We start from the raw sequence: 16,468 nt of genomic DNA, 5'->3' as shown, positions 1-16,468 counted from the left end.
GAAATAAAAATCAGGGCTTTTTTTATGGTTAATTATAACGGTGCGATAGTTGAAAATTCCGAAGTACTCATCGAAGGGAACAGAGGATTTCTATATGGAGATGCTATTTTTGAAACGCTAAAAGTATTGGATGGTAAGATCTTGTTTTTGGAAGATCATTATTTCCGATTGATGGCTTCTACGCGAATTGTACGGATGGATCTTCCGATGAATTTTACGATGGAATATTTCGAAGAGCAGGTAAAAACACTATTGCAGTCAAAAGAAGCTGCTGCGGCCTACCGTGTACGATTTACAGTTTTCAGACAAAGCGGAGGGTTTTATTTGCCCAAAACAAACGAAACGGCCTTTCTGGTTACTGCCGAACCGTTGGAAAATCCAATGTACGTTATTGCAAACAATACCTATGAAGTGGAATTGTTTAAAGATTTTTATGTCACCAAACAATTGTTGTCTACGCTAAAAAGTACCAATAAAATGGTGCAGATTACCGGAAGTATCTTTGCCGATGAGAACGGTTATGACAATTGTTTGCTGTTAAATGACGAAAAAAATGTAGTGGAGGCTTTACAGTCCAATCTTTTTATGTTGTTAAACGGAAAATTAATTACACCGCCGGTAACAGACGGATGTTTAAATGGAATCATGCGGAAGCAAATCCTGGCATTAGCCCGTAAAATGGAAGGTATTGAAGTGCTAGAGGAATCCGTTTCGCCGTTCGAGCTACAAAAAGCGGACGAAATTTTCCTGACAAACGTTATCAAAGGAATTCAGCCGGTTACAAAATACCGTAAAAAAGAGTATAAAACCGATTTGGCAACGGAACTGCTTAAAAAATTAAACGCCCAGATCCGATTGGGTTAGTTTAATACCGGATTTTCCGGAGCATTCGACCAAATCAGGTAATCGCCACCCTGTTCCATGATCTTTTCTTTCCAGAAATGAGCGGTCGGTTTGCCGATGATTTTGTTTTTATAGCTATTTTCGCTAACAATCCATGCGTTGTCTTCCAGTTCATCTTCCAACTGATGACTGTTCCATCCGGTATATCCCAAAAAGAAACGGATGTTGTTTTTCTTGATTTTTCCTTCGTTAATCAGTTCTTTGGTTAATTCGAAGTCGCCGCCCCAATAAATTCCATTGGAAATTTCGATACTGTTGGTGATCAGTTCCGGGACATTGTGAATAAAATACAGGTTATCCTGTTCTACTGGTCCGCCGTTGTAAATTTTAAAATTGGCATTGATTTCGGGGATCAGGTCATGGATCGTATAGCCTAAGGGTTTATTTAGGATAAATCCTACCGATCCTTCGCTGTTGTGATCGGCCAATAGAATAACGGATCTGTTAAAAGACAAATCTCCAATTATCGAAGGTTCTGCAATGAGCAGGTTTCCTTTTTGAGGCTTAACTGAAATCATTTTAGCGATAGTTTAAAATTAAATTTAACAAAAAAAAGGCAATTGTACCAAAAAAAAACGTTGAAGGAATAAAAAAAACCTCTCAAAGAGAGGTTTTCTATTTTTTTTTAAATGTATTTTATTTATTTACAGAACCTTCCAGTTCAGCACCCGCTTTAAATTTTACAACATTTTTAGCGGCAATTTTGATAGTTTTTCCTGTTTGAGGATTTCTTCCTTCTCTTGCAGCTCTCTTAGAAACTGACCAAGAACCAAAACCTACTAAAGATACTCTTCCACCTTTAGCTAAAGTTCCTTCAACATTGTTTAAAAAAGATTCCAAAGCTAATTTGGCGGCTGCTTTAGTGATACCTGCATCAGCAGCAATTGCATCGATTAATTCTGATTTGTTCATAATTCTAGTTATTAATTGTTTGGTTAAAATTAATTAAATGTCTTACAAATTTATGCGGATTTACCAATTACGCAAGTCTTTTCGATCTTTTTGCATAAAAATGTTGATAACTAAAGCTGTTTGTTAATAAACTTAGTTGCTTTTTTCGTTTTTTGTGCAACTATTAGTGTTTGTGCGGCTTAGAAAGCGATGGCGCTTTCCGAAAGAATAATTCCGTTTAGCAATTCGGAGGCTTTCATTCTTTTCTTGCCTGGGAACTGTAATTGTAGCAAATTGATATAACCGTTTGATACGGCAACTTTAATTTCTTTTTTGGTCGTTTGAATGGTTCCGGATGCCAGCGAATGATTTGCCGTTTCGAAGGCTGTTTCGTAAATTTTGACGTTCCATTCCTGTCCGTTATCTTTAATATAACACCAGGCGGCTGGGTACGGACTAAGACCGCGAACCAGATTGTGAACGGTTGCCCCGTTTTGATTCCAGTCGATTTTGCAATTGTCTTTGTTAAGCTTATAAGCGGTTTTGATTTCCGGGCTATCGGATTGTATCGTTGTAGTGGCTTCTCCTTTTTCGATAAGCTGTAACGTCTTTAAAACAGTATCCTGCCCGAGTACCATCAGGCGATCGTGTAACTCACCGGCGGTTTCGTTGGCTCCGATTTCGGTTTCACCGCGTAAAATCATCGCTCCGGTATCGATTTTATCATCAATAAAGAAAGTGGTTACACCTGTTTTGGTTTCTCCGTTGATCACTGCCCAATTAATAGGTGCTGCCCCACGGTATTCCGGTAATAAGGAGGCGTGAAGGTTAAAAGTACCCAATGATGGCATTTTCCATACGGCCTCCGGTAGCATTCTAAAAGCAACCACAACCTGTAAGTTGGCGTTAAGGCTTTGTAATTCTGCCAGAAACTGCGGATCTTTTAAGTTGGTAGGTTGTAAAACCGGCAATCCTTTTTCGAGGGCGTATTCTTTTACAGCCGAATATTTGATTTTTTGTCCTCTTCCGGCCGGTTTGTCCGGAGCAGTAATTACGGCTGCAATGTCATAATGGTTTTGATATATGGTGTCGAGAATTCCAACGGCAAATTCGGGAGTTCCCATAAATACGATACGTAATGCCTTCATTATTTTAGAATGTATTGGTTTTGTTTGTTAATGGTGATGCGGTTGTGTTCCAGTAAAAGCTGGAGTACAAAGATAGTCGCATCCGGACTTATATCCAGCGTGCTTTCGATTTCTCTTGAAGTCAATGCGCCGTTTTGTAATAGTATGGTGATTTTTTCGGCCAGTGCAGCCGGATTGGCATATTCCTGTTTTTTGCTCATGCATACCGAACAAATACCGCATTCCGGAATGTCGGTTTCTCCAAAATAATGGAGTAGAAACTGACTTTTGCACTGTTTTTTGTCGGATATATACGCGATAACCGAATCGAGCTGCGTTATTTTTAGCTGGTTTTGCTTTTCAAGGAATTTCGCAAGTCGGTTAATAACCCGATCGTCTTCGCGCACTTCGTTAAAGGTAAGCTGACTATCATTGGCCTGACTTTTATAGTTGATGATGGCTTTTTCCTGTAAAATGTTTAAAACATAATGCACCTTGTCTTCGGAAGTGTTGGCTTTCCGGGCAATTAAATGGGTGTTGATACCCACTTCCATATCGTACACACCGGGATAATTCCGTAAAATAGACACGATAATGTCCTCATGTGACTTATTTAAACTGATATACCGGATGATTTCCTTGCTGGGTAATAAAAACTGAATGCTGATCTTTTCGGAGAAATTGGCCGAAAGACTTAAAACGCCCTGTCGGTCCAAAAACTGTAAAGCGTTGAATGTTTTTAAAACCGGAAGTTGGTATTGCGCGCAAAACCGATTGAGGTTAAAAGCGAATGTCTCGTTATAGCCTTCACCATAAGCAATCTGGAAATAATTATTTAGTTTTCGGTAAACGGTTTTCAGATAGTCCTTATCGGGAAGTACTTCAATAAACTGGCTTTTAGAAGTGGCAATATCCGATGGAGCCACCAATAATACGGCAAAAGCTTTGGCGCCGTTTCGTCCGGCGCGACCGGCTTCCTGATAATAATTTTCAAGATTGTCCGGTAATTGGGTATGAATGACTGTCTTAACGTCGGGTTTGTCAATTCCCATTCCGAAAGCATTGGTGGCAATCATAACCTGAGCGGTATTGTTAAGCCAGCGTTGCATTTGTTGTTCTTTGTCTTTGGAGGGTAAGCCTCCGTGATAATAGGCGGTTGTAAATCCAAGGCTATTAAGCTGAGAAGCCATATCGTGACAGGCTTTCCGGTTTCGGACATATATAATGGAAGACTCCTGATTTTTGGTCAGTATTTGTTGTACCCGGTATAATTTGTCTTCTGTTTCGAATACCATATAAGCGATATTCGGACGGGTAAACGAGCTTTTAAAAATCGCAGGTTGATCCAATCGGAGTTCTTTGCAAATATCCTCCTGTACTTTAGGTGTAGCCGAAGCGGTAAGTGCGATAAAAGGGACTTTTGGAAAAAAATCTTTTAAATCGGAAACCTTTAAATAGGCTGGTCGGAAATCATGTCCCCATTGCGAAATACAATGTGCTTCATCTACGGCAATAAGGCTAATGGGTAAACTTTTAATGCGTTCGACAACCCATTCCGATTGCAGGCGTTCGGGTGATACATACAGGAATTTGTAATTTCCAAACTGGCAATTATCCAATAAATCAATAAGTTCATCGGTTGGAATTCCGCCGGTTAAGGCAATCGCTTTGATGTCTCTTTTTTGCAGATTTTGCACCTGATCTTTCATTAGTGCTACCAAAGGGGAAATTACCAGACATATTCCCGGCAATACCATAGCAGGAACCTGAAAACAAATCGATTTTCCACCACCGGTTGGCAATAGGGCAAAAGTATCCTTCCCGTCGAGAACAGACTGAATAATGGCGTCCTGCGGGATCCGAAAACGATCGTATTTCCAGTATTTCCGGAGTATCTGTAAAGCTTCGGACATCAAATTAAATAGTATGGAAAACCTTTAAACGGATTGGTAAAGGTCCATCTGTTGTTATGAAAGTTTGTCTAAGATAAAAAGAATTCTGTTATCTACAGTATCGCGCGGCACTTCAATCAGGTTATAACCGTATTTTTCGTAGGTTTCTACCAAATGCTCGTGAATTAAAACCGCTTGTTCGTAATTTTCGTAACGGGCGTCGTCACTGATATAAATGTCTTTCCAGGGTGGAAGGATAAAGATTCGGGTGTAAAGGTGTTCGCGACAGGCAGCATCGAAAAAAGCCGGATACGAATCGCCGATATAATGCATATAAGCCAGAACATCGGGAATGCCGCGATCCAAAAAAACAATATCGGCTGCTTCTTTGGTAGCGTTGATAAATTGTTTTTTTCGACCTTCCAATAGTAATTCGCTGAATAAAAGTGGTTTTTCAAGAAAAAGCTGTTCGATTCCTTGCTTGCGGGCTTCCAGGGTTACCTCACGTGAGATCTCGGGATAACAGGTGTATCCTTTATCCGTAAGTCCATTAATCAGTGTGGTTTTCCCCGATCCAGGTCCGCCAATTATAACGATGATTTCCTTATCCACTTTTTGAAAATAAGGCGCAAATTTACATTTTTTTGTGGAAACAACAGAAATAGTTTCTAAATTTATGATTTCGGTCGGCTTCAAATTATAGGAGCAGACCTTGATTATTCACAACTCTACCGTATATTTGCTTTTATTTTTATGAAGATGGATAAAAAAACCGAGGAATTTTACCACAGACTTAAAGAAGAGTTAACCAACTCGACACTATGGCCTTCCGAATATTTGTTTAAGTTTATTGTGCCAACCGATACAGAAAAAGTAAGCACTATAGAAAAATCGTTCGACGGGATGGGTGCAGTAATCCAGACCAATCATTCGAAAACCGGGAAATACACCAGTGTTTCGATAAACGTAACGATGCCGAGTGCACAAAGTGTAATCGATAAATATTTAGAACTGACAGCAATCGAAGGCATCATTTCGCTATAAAGACAAGGAATTATGAGATACAATCCAGAAGAGGCAATACATTTTCTTGAATACAATGCCGAAAGGCCCCATTTGATCATTCCGGAATACGGACGTCATTTGCAAAAGCTGATCGACCAGGCTACGGCGATTGAAGATCGCGACGAACGCAACAAAGCAGCCAAATACATTATTTCGGTAATGGGGAGTTTAAATCCTCATTTACGGGATGTGCCCGATTTTCAGCACAAGCTTTGGGATCAGTTGTTTATCATGTCCGATTTTAAATTGGAAGCCGATTCACCGTATCCGATTCCGAATAAAGAAGTATTGAATCAAAAACCGGAAAAACTGGCCTATCCGCAAAATTTCCCGAAATATCGTTTTTATGGGAACAATATCAAATACATGATCGACGTTGCCAATAAATGGGAAGATGGTGAATTAAAAAGCGCCCTGATCATGGTTATTGCGAACCATATGAAAAAATCGTACCTGAGCTGGAATAAAGACACCGTAAAAGACGAGGTGATTTTCGAACACCTGTACGAATTGTCCGGAGGTCAGATCAACCTGCTTAAAACAGATGAGGAGTTGTCCAACACAACCGATCTGATGCGGGTAAACAAAAAACAATCCAATAAAACACAGTTTGGAAGTAAGCCGAATAATAATAACAACAATAACAAAAAGAATTATTCGAACCCGAAAAACAATAATAACAACAAAAACAATAACCGAAAAGCTTAATTTTCTTTCGAAACATGGGAACATTTAAAATAGAAGGGGGAATCAAATTAAAAGGAGAAATTACCCCTCAGGGAGCCAAGAATGAGGCTTTGCAAATATTGTGTGCAGTATTGCTAACGCCGGAAAAAGTGACTATTTCGAATATTCCCGATATCATTGATGTTAATAAATTGATCACCCTATTAGGGAATCTGGGTGTAAAAATCCAGAAAATCGGATCGAATGCCTATACGTTTCAGGCCGATGAAGTGAACCTGAATTACCTGGAGTCCATTGATTTTAAAGACGAAGGAAGAGCCTTACGCGGTTCTATCATGATCGTTGGGCCGTTATTGGCGCGTTTCGGAAAAGGATACATCCCGAAACCGGGTGGAGACAAAATCGGACGTCGTCGTTTGGATACCCACTTCGAAGGATTTATCAATTTAGGAGCAAAATTCCGCTATAATAAAGAAGACTATTTCTACGGAGTAGAAGCCGAAAAACTAAAAGGTACCTATATGCTTTTGGATGAAGCTTCTGTAACCGGAACAGCCAACATCGTAATGGCAGCTGTTTTGGCCGAAGGAAAAACGACCATTTATAACGCTGCGTGTGAACCGTATTTACAGCAATTGTGTAAAATGTTAAACGCGATGGGCGCTAAAATCACCGGAGTAGGTTCCAACCTGTTGGAAATCGAAGGAGTGGAACGTTTGGGCGGATGCGAACACCGAATTCTTCCGGACATGATCGAAATCGGTTCGTGGATTGGTTTGGCAGCGATGACACAAAGTGAAATCACCATTAAAGACGTAAGCTGGGATAACCTGGGTGTTATTCCAAATACGTTCCGCAAACTGGGAATCACCTTAGAACGAAAAGGAGACGATATTTATATTCCGGCTCATGTGGACGGCTATGAAATCAAAACCGATATCGACGGATCGATCCTTACGATTGCCGATGCACCTTGGCCGGGATTCACACCCGATTTGCTAAGTATTGTTTTGGTTGTGGCAACACAGGCTAAAGGAGAAGTACTGATTCACCAGAAGATGTTCGAAAGCCGTTTGTTCTTTGTCGATAAACTGATCGATATGGGCGCTAAAATTATCCTTTGTGATCCGCACAGAGCGACTATCATCGGACATAACTTTAAATCGCAGTTAAAAGCAACTACAATGTCCTCACCGGATATCCGTGCCGGTATTTCATTACTAATCGCGGCATTATCAGCCAAAGGAAGCAGTATCATTCAGAATATCGAGCAAATCGACCGCGGATACGAAAAAATTGACGAAAGATTACGCGCCATCGGAGCCAACATCGTTCGCGTATAATATAATTAAAGCAGTATAACAAAAGAGCTGAATCCAAATGAGGATTTGGCTCTTTTTCTTTTGGAATATGGAAACGATTACTATAGTATTACTTTGTGTAGCTGCCTTTGCGGCTGGTTTTGTAGATGCCATTGTGGGTGGTGGTGGATTGATACAAACTCCGGCGGCTTTGATCTTGTTACCACATTATGCGGTATCATCGGTGATTGGTTCGCTCAAAATACCGGCCTTTTGCGGGACATCATCGGCAGCGTATCAATATATTAAAAGAGTAACGGTTAAATGGCGGTTATTGCTCTTAATGGCTGTTTTGGCCTTTGTATCGGCTTTTGCCGGCTCGCAGGTACTTACAATGGTGAGCAATGATTTTATGAAACCGTTGTTATTGGTGATTCTGATCGCATTGGCGATTTATACCTTTCTTAAAAAAGACTTTGGTCAGCGTAAGGAACAGGCAGCAATCAGCCCTCGGACAATCGTAATACGTGCCGCGATCATTAGCTGCATTGTTGGATTTTATGACGGATTTATCGGCCCCGGAACCGGAAGCTTTTTTGTGGTCGGTTTTATTTCCCTGTTGGGAATGGATTTTTTACAAGCCTCAACCAATGCCAAACTGGTCAATCTGGCAACCAATTTCGGATCGATATGTCTGTTTTTATTAAAAGGAAAAATTATCTGGATGATCGCTTTGCCAATGGCGGCCAGTAATGCTTTGGGCGGATGGGTTGGCGCCAAACTGGCACTTAACAAAGGAAACGGTTTTATCCGGATCTTCTTTTTGGTTGTTGTTATCGGAACACTGATCCGTTTTGCATATGATATCTTTATAAAAAAATAAAACCTGTCGGATATAAATCAGACAGGTTTTAAATAGTATTGTTATTCGACTATATTAAGGATCTTCAGACCAAAAACAACACCATCGGTTTGGAAACCATTCTGATAGGAGCGTACATAATCCACACGGAACATACGGAATTTACCCCATCCGATATTGTCGAAACCGGCAGTAAACTCCTGATACGGTTTGGTATTCGGTACATTAATCTGATGAAATCCAACTACCAGATTCCATTGTAATTTGTTTAACAACGGGATTTTATTCATAATATACCCTTTAAAATCGTGTTCGATATGCGTTTCTAAATACGCATCATTCGTACTGTTGGAATAGTACGGTAACAGGTTGAATACATTCAGATAGCGGTCGCTGGTTCCGATATGCGTCTGATTTCCGTTAAAATGTTTATAGTCGACAAATGAAATATTATCGGCATTAAAAAATTTACCAGCTTTAAAACGGATTCCCAAATCCCCTTTATTTCCCAATCGGGTGTTGTAATCGATAGCTCCGGAAACAAGGTCGTAATTGTAATTGTCGGAACTTCCGGCAAACGCTTTTTCATAAGCCAGCGATAGTGTCGGATATTTTTCGTTCGGAATGTTCACTTTTCGATCGGGTCTGGAGATGTATTTCTGACCAAATCGGATTCGGGTGGCAATACTTGCTTTTACAAGATTGTGTTTTTCCAGTGCTGCGATCGTATTGTCATCCGGAAGTAACGGATTGTTTGAGGTATACGGTTTGTCGCGTTTAAAAATAACATAATCCGTATTGTTGAATAACGGTTTTCGGGCGGAATACTCCAATTTACCATTTAAGGTAATACCATTAACAACCTCTTGTCCGTAATGGATACTGATAAACTCCTTATTATAGAACTTCGCAAAGTTGTTTTTAAAGAATAAGGTTGTCACCGAATTCAGGATATTGCTAATCGGTTGTGCCGCGTTAAACTGCTGGATACTGCTTCCTCCGGTAATATTTAGCGACGCATTATTAATCGCATTAAAACGGTGGTAAATGTTACCCACAACGCGCAAACGGTTTTCGGCAAAACCATAATTCAGTTTAGTGCTAATGGTGGTAGCACTACCTTTTTCATCATCCCAGGTACGGAATGACAAACCGGAATTCAGATTCCATCCCTGTACAGTATTGAAATTAACAGAAGTCGGATCGATGATACCATCGTAGCTAAAAATTTGCTTTTTAAACGAATTACGATGGGTATAGCCAAAAAGAATATCACTCAGGCTGAATTTATTTTTTTTGGCATCAATGGAATCCAGATAAACACGAGAGGTTCTCAAGGTTTGGATACTATCTTTTTTATGATAATCGGTTACTTCCTCGTCGGTTAACGGAACCGGGCGGAACGTATCCCAGTACGTATTGTCTTTTTTGTTGGCTTCTTTCTGAATCGTAACGATTTCGTTTCGGAAGGTTTTCTTTTCAAAGCTATCGCGGAAAACATAATTATTAAATACATGCGTAAACTTTCCGGTAAATTTAATCCCGAAAATCCCCGCTGTAAAATCCATCGTCTGAATATTTTTGGCCCAGATTCCGGTTCCGGTATTATAGGTGAAATTCTGAGTTAGTTTCATCGTTTCCATCACCGGTTCCTGCATACGATAACCTTTTATGTCCAGATCTACGGCATAAATGGCCCAGGTGTCTTCTACGATATAAATATACCCTTCAAAAACAGGCTCTTTATCGCGTTTTGGCATGACCTTTATTTTATTGATCAAATGATTATAGTTATCGAAAAACGTGCTTTCCAGTGTGTACCTATAATAATTAAACGCATTATTCGCGATAGGCGATACCATATTGATTCCGAAATTGACATAATTCTCGTAAAAATCGTAATGCGTACCACGAGCGGTGTTATAGCTAAAGCCTTTGTCGTTTCCACTCACTTTGGAGGCGATGATTTCCTCGCGAAGGTTATTGGGTTTTTCGAACGCGATTTTTGAAACGGTTTCCGATAAATAGATGATGCCCGATCCGGTTGAATCGATGGAGCCATTCATATCGCCAATTTCCTGTCCTAATATTTTTTTCGGCATATCCTTGACACGGAAAATTCCACGGGAATAAAAATCGGCTTCAAACTTATCCGATTTGGCCATGTTCTTTTTCCGACTCGCAATGGCGCTGCGAATAATAGCATTGGCCGGATTTTCTTTATTGTTGATAACGACCTCGTTCAGAATAAAATTTTCATCGGCCAACGTAATATCCTCTACTGTATACGGTAGCCGGTTGGCATTAATGGTTATTTTTTTGGTTTTAAAACCCAGACATTGGTAAATAAGGGTATAGGTTCCCAGATCCTTTACGCTGATTTCGTAGAAACCGTTGTCGTTGGTTGAGGTACCATTATAGGTATTCTCAATCAGTACGCTGGCATAGGGTAACGGCTGACCGCTACTGGTAACCACTTTTCCGCGGATCTGGGCCATGGAGAGGAACGTACATAAAAGAGTGAGTAGTGTAATTGTTTTTTTCATCGGAATTGGGTATTAAGGCGTTTCATTATACTAATGACGCTTTAAAATCCAAAAGGGTTGCATGGGCTATAAAAAAGATTGCAATGCGAGATCATAGCTCTGCAAACCGAAACCGATAATAACCCCTTTGGCGTTGGGTGAAATATAGGATTGGTGGCGGAAAGACTCTCTGGAAAAAGTATTCGAAATATGCACTTCGATCACCGGAGTCGTCACGGCTTTAATCGCATCGCCAATGCCAATGGAAGTATGGGTATAGGCGCCGGCATTTAGGATGATGCCGTCAAAATCAAACCCTTTCTCCTGGATTTTAGAAATCAGTTCACCTTCGATATTGCTCTGATAATACTCCAGATGAATATCGGGAAAGCGGTTTTGCAGAATCTTGAAATAATCCTCAAAAGTTTGAGAACCGTATATTTCGGGTTCGCGTTTTCCTAAGAGGTTTAAATTCGGGCCATTAATAATGATCAGTCTCATGAATGCTTTTTTTTGTAAAAATAACTAAAAATACAACACCTGACAGGTTTTAAAAACCTGTCAGGTGTAATAAAAAAGGGATTGTCTGAAAGAACAATCCCTTGATCAAATAATATAAGTGATGTTAAAACATATAGCCTAGAGAAAACTGGATGGTCGAGTTTTTGACATCCGCATCTTTAGAGACTTCGGTAAGACCGAGGGCATAGCGGCCCTGAATAAAAATACTATTGGTTATTTTGTAACTCAAACCACCGGCAACGGCAAAATCAAAAGTTTTGGAATCATTTGAACTCACTTTGTTGCGTTCGCTTACGAGGAAGGAAGCCTGCGGACCTAATTCCAGACTAAGTTTGTTTGAAGTCAGATAGAACTTGGCCAGTACCGGAATAGAGATATAGCCCAATTCATTTTTAATCTGATCCCCTAATCCTTCCAGTTTGGCACCCTGAGTAGAATACAAAAGCTCCGGTTGGATGGAAAGGTTTTCTAGTAATTTAATCTCCGAAACAATCCCGGCATGATAGCTGGTTATGGTTTTAAAGTCATAACCTTCGACATTGCCACCGGTAAAATTGGCGAAATTCACTCCGGCTTTCACCCCAAATTGGATCATTTGGGCATAAAAAGGAGTACAAAATAAGGTGAATACTACTAAAAAAAACAGATTTTTTTTCATAAAAACAGATTTTAAGGTTTTTTTAATATTCTTGTAAGATATTGTTGATCAAATATATAACGTTTTTTTATGAAAAATAGTATTAAAATTATTTTTCTTTTGGACATATGTCTTGATCATCGAATAGTTTTTTTTATACATTTGCCTCGTTAATTTTAATAAACAAAACAATCATGAAAAAGATTATTTTAACAGTAGCAGCAGTATTCGCTTTCGGATTTGCGAACGCTCAGGAAGAAGCTAAAGGTGAAGGTTTCTCTAAAGGAGATGTATTCATTTCTGGTTCTGTAGGAATTAAATCTTCTAAACAAGGAGATGATAAAAGTACAGGTTTTGAAGTAGCTCCTAAAGTTGGATATTTCGTAACTAATAATATTGCAGTTGGTGCAAAATTAGGATACGAAAGCATCAAAACTGAGAACGCTATCGCTACAACTGCTGATGAGAATACTTTCAAAGTAGGTGTATTCGGTAGATATTACACTACTCCATCTTCAAAATTCTCTTTATTCGGAGAACTAGGAGCTGAGTACTGGACTGGTAAAGATAAAATTGCTGATGTTAAAGAAAATACTTTCGACATCGCTTTCAGACCAGGTATTAGCTATTTCGTATCTAACAACTTCGCTTTAGAAGCTACTGTAGGTAAATTAGGTTACAACTCTGCTAAACTTGATGTTGATGGAGCAGAAGCAAGAAACACTTTCGATTTGAATGTTGATTTTTCAAGCATCACTTTCGGTGTTTTATACAAATTCTAATCTGATTTAGATTTTATAAAAGAAAACCTCCCATTGGGAGGTTTTTTGTTTTATAAATATGTTGAAAAAAATGATACAAATTGCGATGTTTTGAGTAGGATTTTCTTTGATAAATTTTTATTTTTAATAATAAAAATATTATTAATATGAATCTAAAAGTAACACTTTTCACTTTGCTGGCTGCTAACGCAGTGGGAGCGCAAAGTTTTTGCCCGCCAAATGGGATTTCTACGAATCCGGCAAATCCGGTAAATCCGCTACAAACGAATTACCGGAATTTTTTTGATTGGACCACAACCAATGCAGTGTATCCGATTAATTCACAGTGTAATCCCAATTCCTATACGCCAAATCCGTTTGAGTCGAATCAGCTTGAATTATTGCCGCTTTCTCTGGATAAAGATATGAAACCGGAAAATGGTTGGGAAATGGTAGCCTATAATATGGGGTATGATAACAATAATAACCCGTTATTGGCTCGTCCAGAACATACCTACATTATGATGTATAATAAGTATACCGGAATAATGCGTATTCTGGTAAAATGGTGTCGAAATGTGAATTATAACGGAGCGATGCTAACTTTAAAATTCGCACCCGGATTCCAGACGAATGTGTTGGATATGGCTAATGTTGAAAAAGCGTTGGATACACCACACGTACAGAACCCGTCGATGAGTACGGCGCTAAAGTTTTACAATGACAACAACTCCTGGGCGTATGCCGAGTTTAAAATGAATTACGATCCGTGTACCTGTAGTTTTACCGATTCATCGCGATTGTTGTTGTATTCAGAACTGATCAGCAATTCGTCGGTTGAATTAACAGGGAAAATAACCGGAACGATTACTACAATTTCAAACGGACAAGGATCTGCTTCATCAGATGGGAATTTCTGGAAAACGGCAAACAACATCAATAATAAGATGATGAAGGTGCATAAAGGTGTCGATGGTTTTGTAGAAAACTATGAAAAAATATACAAAAATCTATCTGATAACGGGGTAACCATTAATGCGATCAAATCGATAGGTGATGCAATGAAGGGAAGTCAGTTCCTAAAAGCAGGATTAAAAGCAATTCCGTATGTGAGTGAAGGCGTTAAGTTTTTGAGCGGATTATTTGGCGGTGGTTCCAGTGGAAACGGACCAATGAAGTTGGCACCGTTAAGTGTAAACCTGGATGTGAAAATACAGGGGACAATTTCGACACAGGATCCGATGCATAACCAGACGATCGGACTTCCGGGATCACAAAAACAGAATTTATTGACAGGAACTACCGGAGGGCAACCGTTATATAACGAAACGATGGGTGTTTTTTCGTTGATCAATGCTCCGGTGATGTATTATACCGAAACTACGGAAGCCAAAGAGTTTATTAACAGAGAAGTGATTAATGGTGTTTTTAATGCACCGACGGAGTATTGGGAGATTAAAAGTAAATACAACTTTCTGAAAAGAAATTATAAATTGTCAGGAGATGCGCTTAAATATGCTATCAATCCGGCAAGTGGATTGGTTTTGCAGGATGCGGAAGTAATGTTGATTACGGAATATGTAAAACCTTCGGTGTTATATGCGAGAGCTTATCCGAGTCCTAAGGTAATCAATGTGGATGTGGATATGAGTAATGGGGTGGACATTGCCGGTACTACAAAAGGACCGTCAGTTGATGAAGGGATAGCTCTTTTTCAGAATAGTTATGGTTCTATAGGTATTAAAAATTATAAAAATGATTATGCATTTACATATTTATATGATATAACTCAAAAAGTAGGTGAGAAAAGAAGATTGAGCTACAATCAGTTTGCACCTTTTCCGTCACAAAGGTTTTCCTGTTATAATTCTTCCAGTCTAATTTGTCCTTGGGATATAGCAAGTAGCAGACCGTTTAGTTATAAGCAAAATGACCCGCAGGCAAATAGTCTTACATTTTTAGAAACTAGTCATTTTAAATCGAATACATCAACATTTTTAAATCCTAACTTAATCACACCTAAAGACGACTTTTTAGCACCTCGAATCAAAACATTTAAGCTTAAATTTATCTTAAACTTAAAACGTACAGACAACCCGAATGCGCAAAACGTATTGTATGTGGTAACTTATCCGGTTGAATTAAAACCAGCTCCGGTAGGTTATAATATGACAGGATCGAATTATATTACCGATGCACAGGCTTATGCAGCTCAGGGTGGGTTTAATCCGGTGGTACCAACTAACAAAGTTATTCCGGTTACTCAGGCAGAATTGGCTACAATATGTGCGGCTACAGCCTATAAAAACAATAGAATGTCGACCAGTGGTAAAATGACTGGTGAGGCATTAGGTCTGGAAATGGCTAAAGAAAATAACATGGATGTAAAACCATTGTTGTACCCGGTTCCGGTAAAAGAACGATTGAATATTGAAGCGAATAACAACGAATTGCTTTCAATTGTCGATTTTTACGGAAAAACGGTATATACTTTTGAATCAACTTCAAATCAGGAAAAAGGGCAAATGCTTTCAGTAGATGTGTCCCGATTTGCTACAGGAGTTTATATGATGACCTATAGAAATCAATCCGGAGAATTGAAAAGTAGCAAGTTTACAATCGAATAAAGATTGATCTTGCATAAAAGAAACGCCTCTCATTCGAGAGGCGTTTTATTAGAATTTAAATCCAAGTCCAACCTGGAAGACTTTGTTTTTGGCATCGGTATCTTTTACAACCTCATTTAAGCTATAAGTATAACGACCGGTTAAAAATAAACCGTTATCAAAGTTAAAGGATGCGCCTATTGCCAAAGCAGTGTCGAATTTGTTGACTTCATTGGTTTCAATGGAGCTGTCATTGGTATCATGACTTTCGTTTAGTTTAAACCCGAATTGCGGACCAGCTTCCACACTAAGTTGTTTGATGATGTACAATTTGGCTAAAACCGGGATATTCAGGTAATCGATTTTGTGTTTGGTGGTATAGGATGTTCCAAGTAGGTTGTAATTGCTCTCAAAGCCCTGTTGGGAATATAAAACCTCCGGTTGAATGGAGAATACGTTGGAAACGATTGGAACTTCACCGACTACACCAATATGGAAACCGGTACGATTGTCCGGGCCATCTTCGAATTTACCTTGAGTTACAGTGGAAAAGTTCATCCCACCTTTAATACCAAAACTTGCTTTTTCCTGTGCATTAGCGGTAGTGATTGCGGCTAAAAATAACAGGCTGGCTGATAAAAATTTTGTAAATTTCATAGTGTTGAATTTTAAGTTTTTTAACTTTATCC

Annotated in this window: 16 protein-coding genes; 7 read left to right on the top strand and 9 right to left on the bottom strand. The window is 39.2% G+C overall.

Translation table 11 applies throughout. The features are described from left to right. The first annotated feature begins 24 nt into the window (after positions 1–24). Entirely contained in the window at positions 25–864 is an 840-nt protein-coding gene (locus tag ABFU83_RS11225) for an aminotransferase class IV (protein ID WP_347066001.1), read from the top strand. Here ABFU83_RS11225 and ABFU83_RS11220 read toward each other — a convergent pair. The 5 genes from ABFU83_RS11220 to ABFU83_RS11200 form a co-directional block, all read right to left on the bottom strand. Beyond that, positions 861–1,421: a YqgE/AlgH family protein gene (locus ABFU83_RS11220; protein ID WP_347065999.1), complete on the bottom strand. Its 561-nt coding sequence runs from the start codon at positions 1,419–1,421 to the stop codon at positions 861–863. The two genes, ABFU83_RS11225 and ABFU83_RS11220, sit on opposite strands and share 4 nt — an antisense overlap. 118 nt (positions 1,422–1,539) lie before the next feature. Beyond that, a complete protein-coding gene (locus ABFU83_RS11215) occupies positions 1,540–1,815 on the bottom strand; it encodes an HU family DNA-binding protein (RefSeq protein ID WP_136402359.1) in 276 nt (91 codons plus the stop codon). 179 nt (positions 1,816–1,994) lie between these two features. Further along, the gene (gene fmt, locus ABFU83_RS11210) at positions 1,995–2,942 is read right to left on the bottom strand and encodes a methionyl-tRNA formyltransferase (protein ID WP_347065997.1); all 948 of its coding nucleotides are present in this window, start codon (positions 2,940–2,942) and stop codon (positions 1,995–1,997) included. Beyond that, entirely contained in the window at positions 2,942–4,834 is a 1,893-nt protein-coding gene (locus tag ABFU83_RS11205; protein ID WP_347065996.1) for an ATP-dependent DNA helicase RecQ, read from the bottom strand. The genes fmt and ABFU83_RS11205 overlap by 1 nt, the downstream gene beginning before the upstream one ends. Before the next feature lie 54 nt (positions 4,835–4,888). Next, positions 4,889–5,425 carry an AAA family ATPase gene (locus tag ABFU83_RS11200; RefSeq protein ID WP_136402362.1) on the bottom strand — a complete coding sequence of 179 codons (537 nt, stop codon included), beginning with the start codon at positions 5,423–5,425 and terminating at the stop codon, positions 4,889–4,891. Positions 5,426–5,566: 141 nt separating this feature from the next. Here ABFU83_RS11200 and ABFU83_RS11195 point away from each other — a divergent pair, with 141 nt between their 5' ends. The 4 genes from ABFU83_RS11195 (at position 5,567) to ABFU83_RS11180 (ending at position 8,749) form a co-directional block, all read left to right on the top strand. After that, a complete protein-coding gene (locus ABFU83_RS11195) occupies positions 5,567–5,857 on the top strand; it encodes a DUF493 family protein (RefSeq protein WP_300487660.1) in 291 nt (96 codons plus the stop codon). A 12-nt stretch (positions 5,858–5,869) separates the two neighbouring features. Continuing rightward, positions 5,870–6,586 (top strand): DUF4290 domain-containing protein, encoded by a 717-nt coding sequence (locus tag ABFU83_RS11190; RefSeq protein WP_347065993.1) that lies wholly within the window; start codon positions 5,870–5,872, stop codon positions 6,584–6,586. Positions 6,587–6,600: 14 nt separating this feature from the next. Beyond that, entirely contained in the window at positions 6,601–7,908 is a 1,308-nt protein-coding gene (gene murA / locus ABFU83_RS11185) for a UDP-N-acetylglucosamine 1-carboxyvinyltransferase (protein ID WP_347065991.1), read from the top strand. A 67-nt stretch (positions 7,909–7,975) separates the two neighbouring features. Then, positions 7,976–8,749, top strand: coding sequence for a TSUP family transporter (locus ABFU83_RS11180; protein ID WP_347065989.1), 774 nt, complete (start codon positions 7,976–7,978; stop codon positions 8,747–8,749). A gap of 41 nt (positions 8,750–8,790) precedes the next feature. Here the strand turns inward: ABFU83_RS11180 and ABFU83_RS11175 are convergent, their stop codons facing one another. The 3 genes from ABFU83_RS11175 to ABFU83_RS11165 form a co-directional block, all read right to left on the bottom strand. Further along, positions 8,791–11,274 carry a DUF5686 and carboxypeptidase regulatory-like domain-containing protein gene (locus tag ABFU83_RS11175; protein WP_347065987.1) on the bottom strand — a complete coding sequence of 828 codons (2,484 nt, stop codon included), beginning with the start codon at positions 11,272–11,274 and terminating at the stop codon, positions 8,791–8,793. A 66-nt stretch (positions 11,275–11,340) separates the two neighbouring features. After that, positions 11,341–11,754, bottom strand: a complete 414-nt coding sequence (gene aroQ / locus ABFU83_RS11170; protein ID WP_136402368.1) for a type II 3-dehydroquinate dehydratase — start codon at positions 11,752–11,754, stop codon at positions 11,341–11,343. Positions 11,755–11,878: 124 nt separating this feature from the next. Beyond that, positions 11,879–12,433 carry a porin family protein gene (locus ABFU83_RS11165; protein WP_300489225.1) on the bottom strand — a complete coding sequence of 185 codons (555 nt, stop codon included), beginning with the start codon at positions 12,431–12,433 and terminating at the stop codon, positions 11,879–11,881. Positions 12,434–12,606: 173 nt separating this feature from the next. Here ABFU83_RS11165 and ABFU83_RS11160 point away from each other — a divergent pair, with 173 nt between their 5' ends. After that, positions 12,607–13,194: an outer membrane beta-barrel protein gene (locus ABFU83_RS11160; RefSeq protein ID WP_347065984.1), complete on the top strand. Its 588-nt coding sequence runs from the start codon at positions 12,607–12,609 to the stop codon at positions 13,192–13,194. Between the two features lie 146 nt (positions 13,195–13,340). After that, positions 13,341–15,800, top strand: coding sequence for a T9SS type A sorting domain-containing protein (locus ABFU83_RS11155; RefSeq protein ID WP_347065982.1), 2,460 nt, complete (start codon positions 13,341–13,343; stop codon positions 15,798–15,800). A gap of 48 nt (positions 15,801–15,848) precedes the next feature. Here the strand turns inward: ABFU83_RS11155 and ABFU83_RS11150 are convergent, their stop codons facing one another. After that, the gene (locus ABFU83_RS11150) at positions 15,849–16,436 is read right to left on the bottom strand and encodes a porin family protein (RefSeq protein ID WP_347065980.1); all 588 of its coding nucleotides are present in this window, start codon (positions 16,434–16,436) and stop codon (positions 15,849–15,851) included. Positions 16,437–16,468: the final 32 nt, after the last annotated feature.

It is taken from the genome of Flavobacterium sp. WV_118_3, from assembly GCF_039778605.1.
Lineage (GTDB): Bacteria > Bacteroidota > Bacteroidia > Flavobacteriales > Flavobacteriaceae > Flavobacterium.
This window is presented reverse-complemented; position numbering and strand designations above follow the sequence as displayed.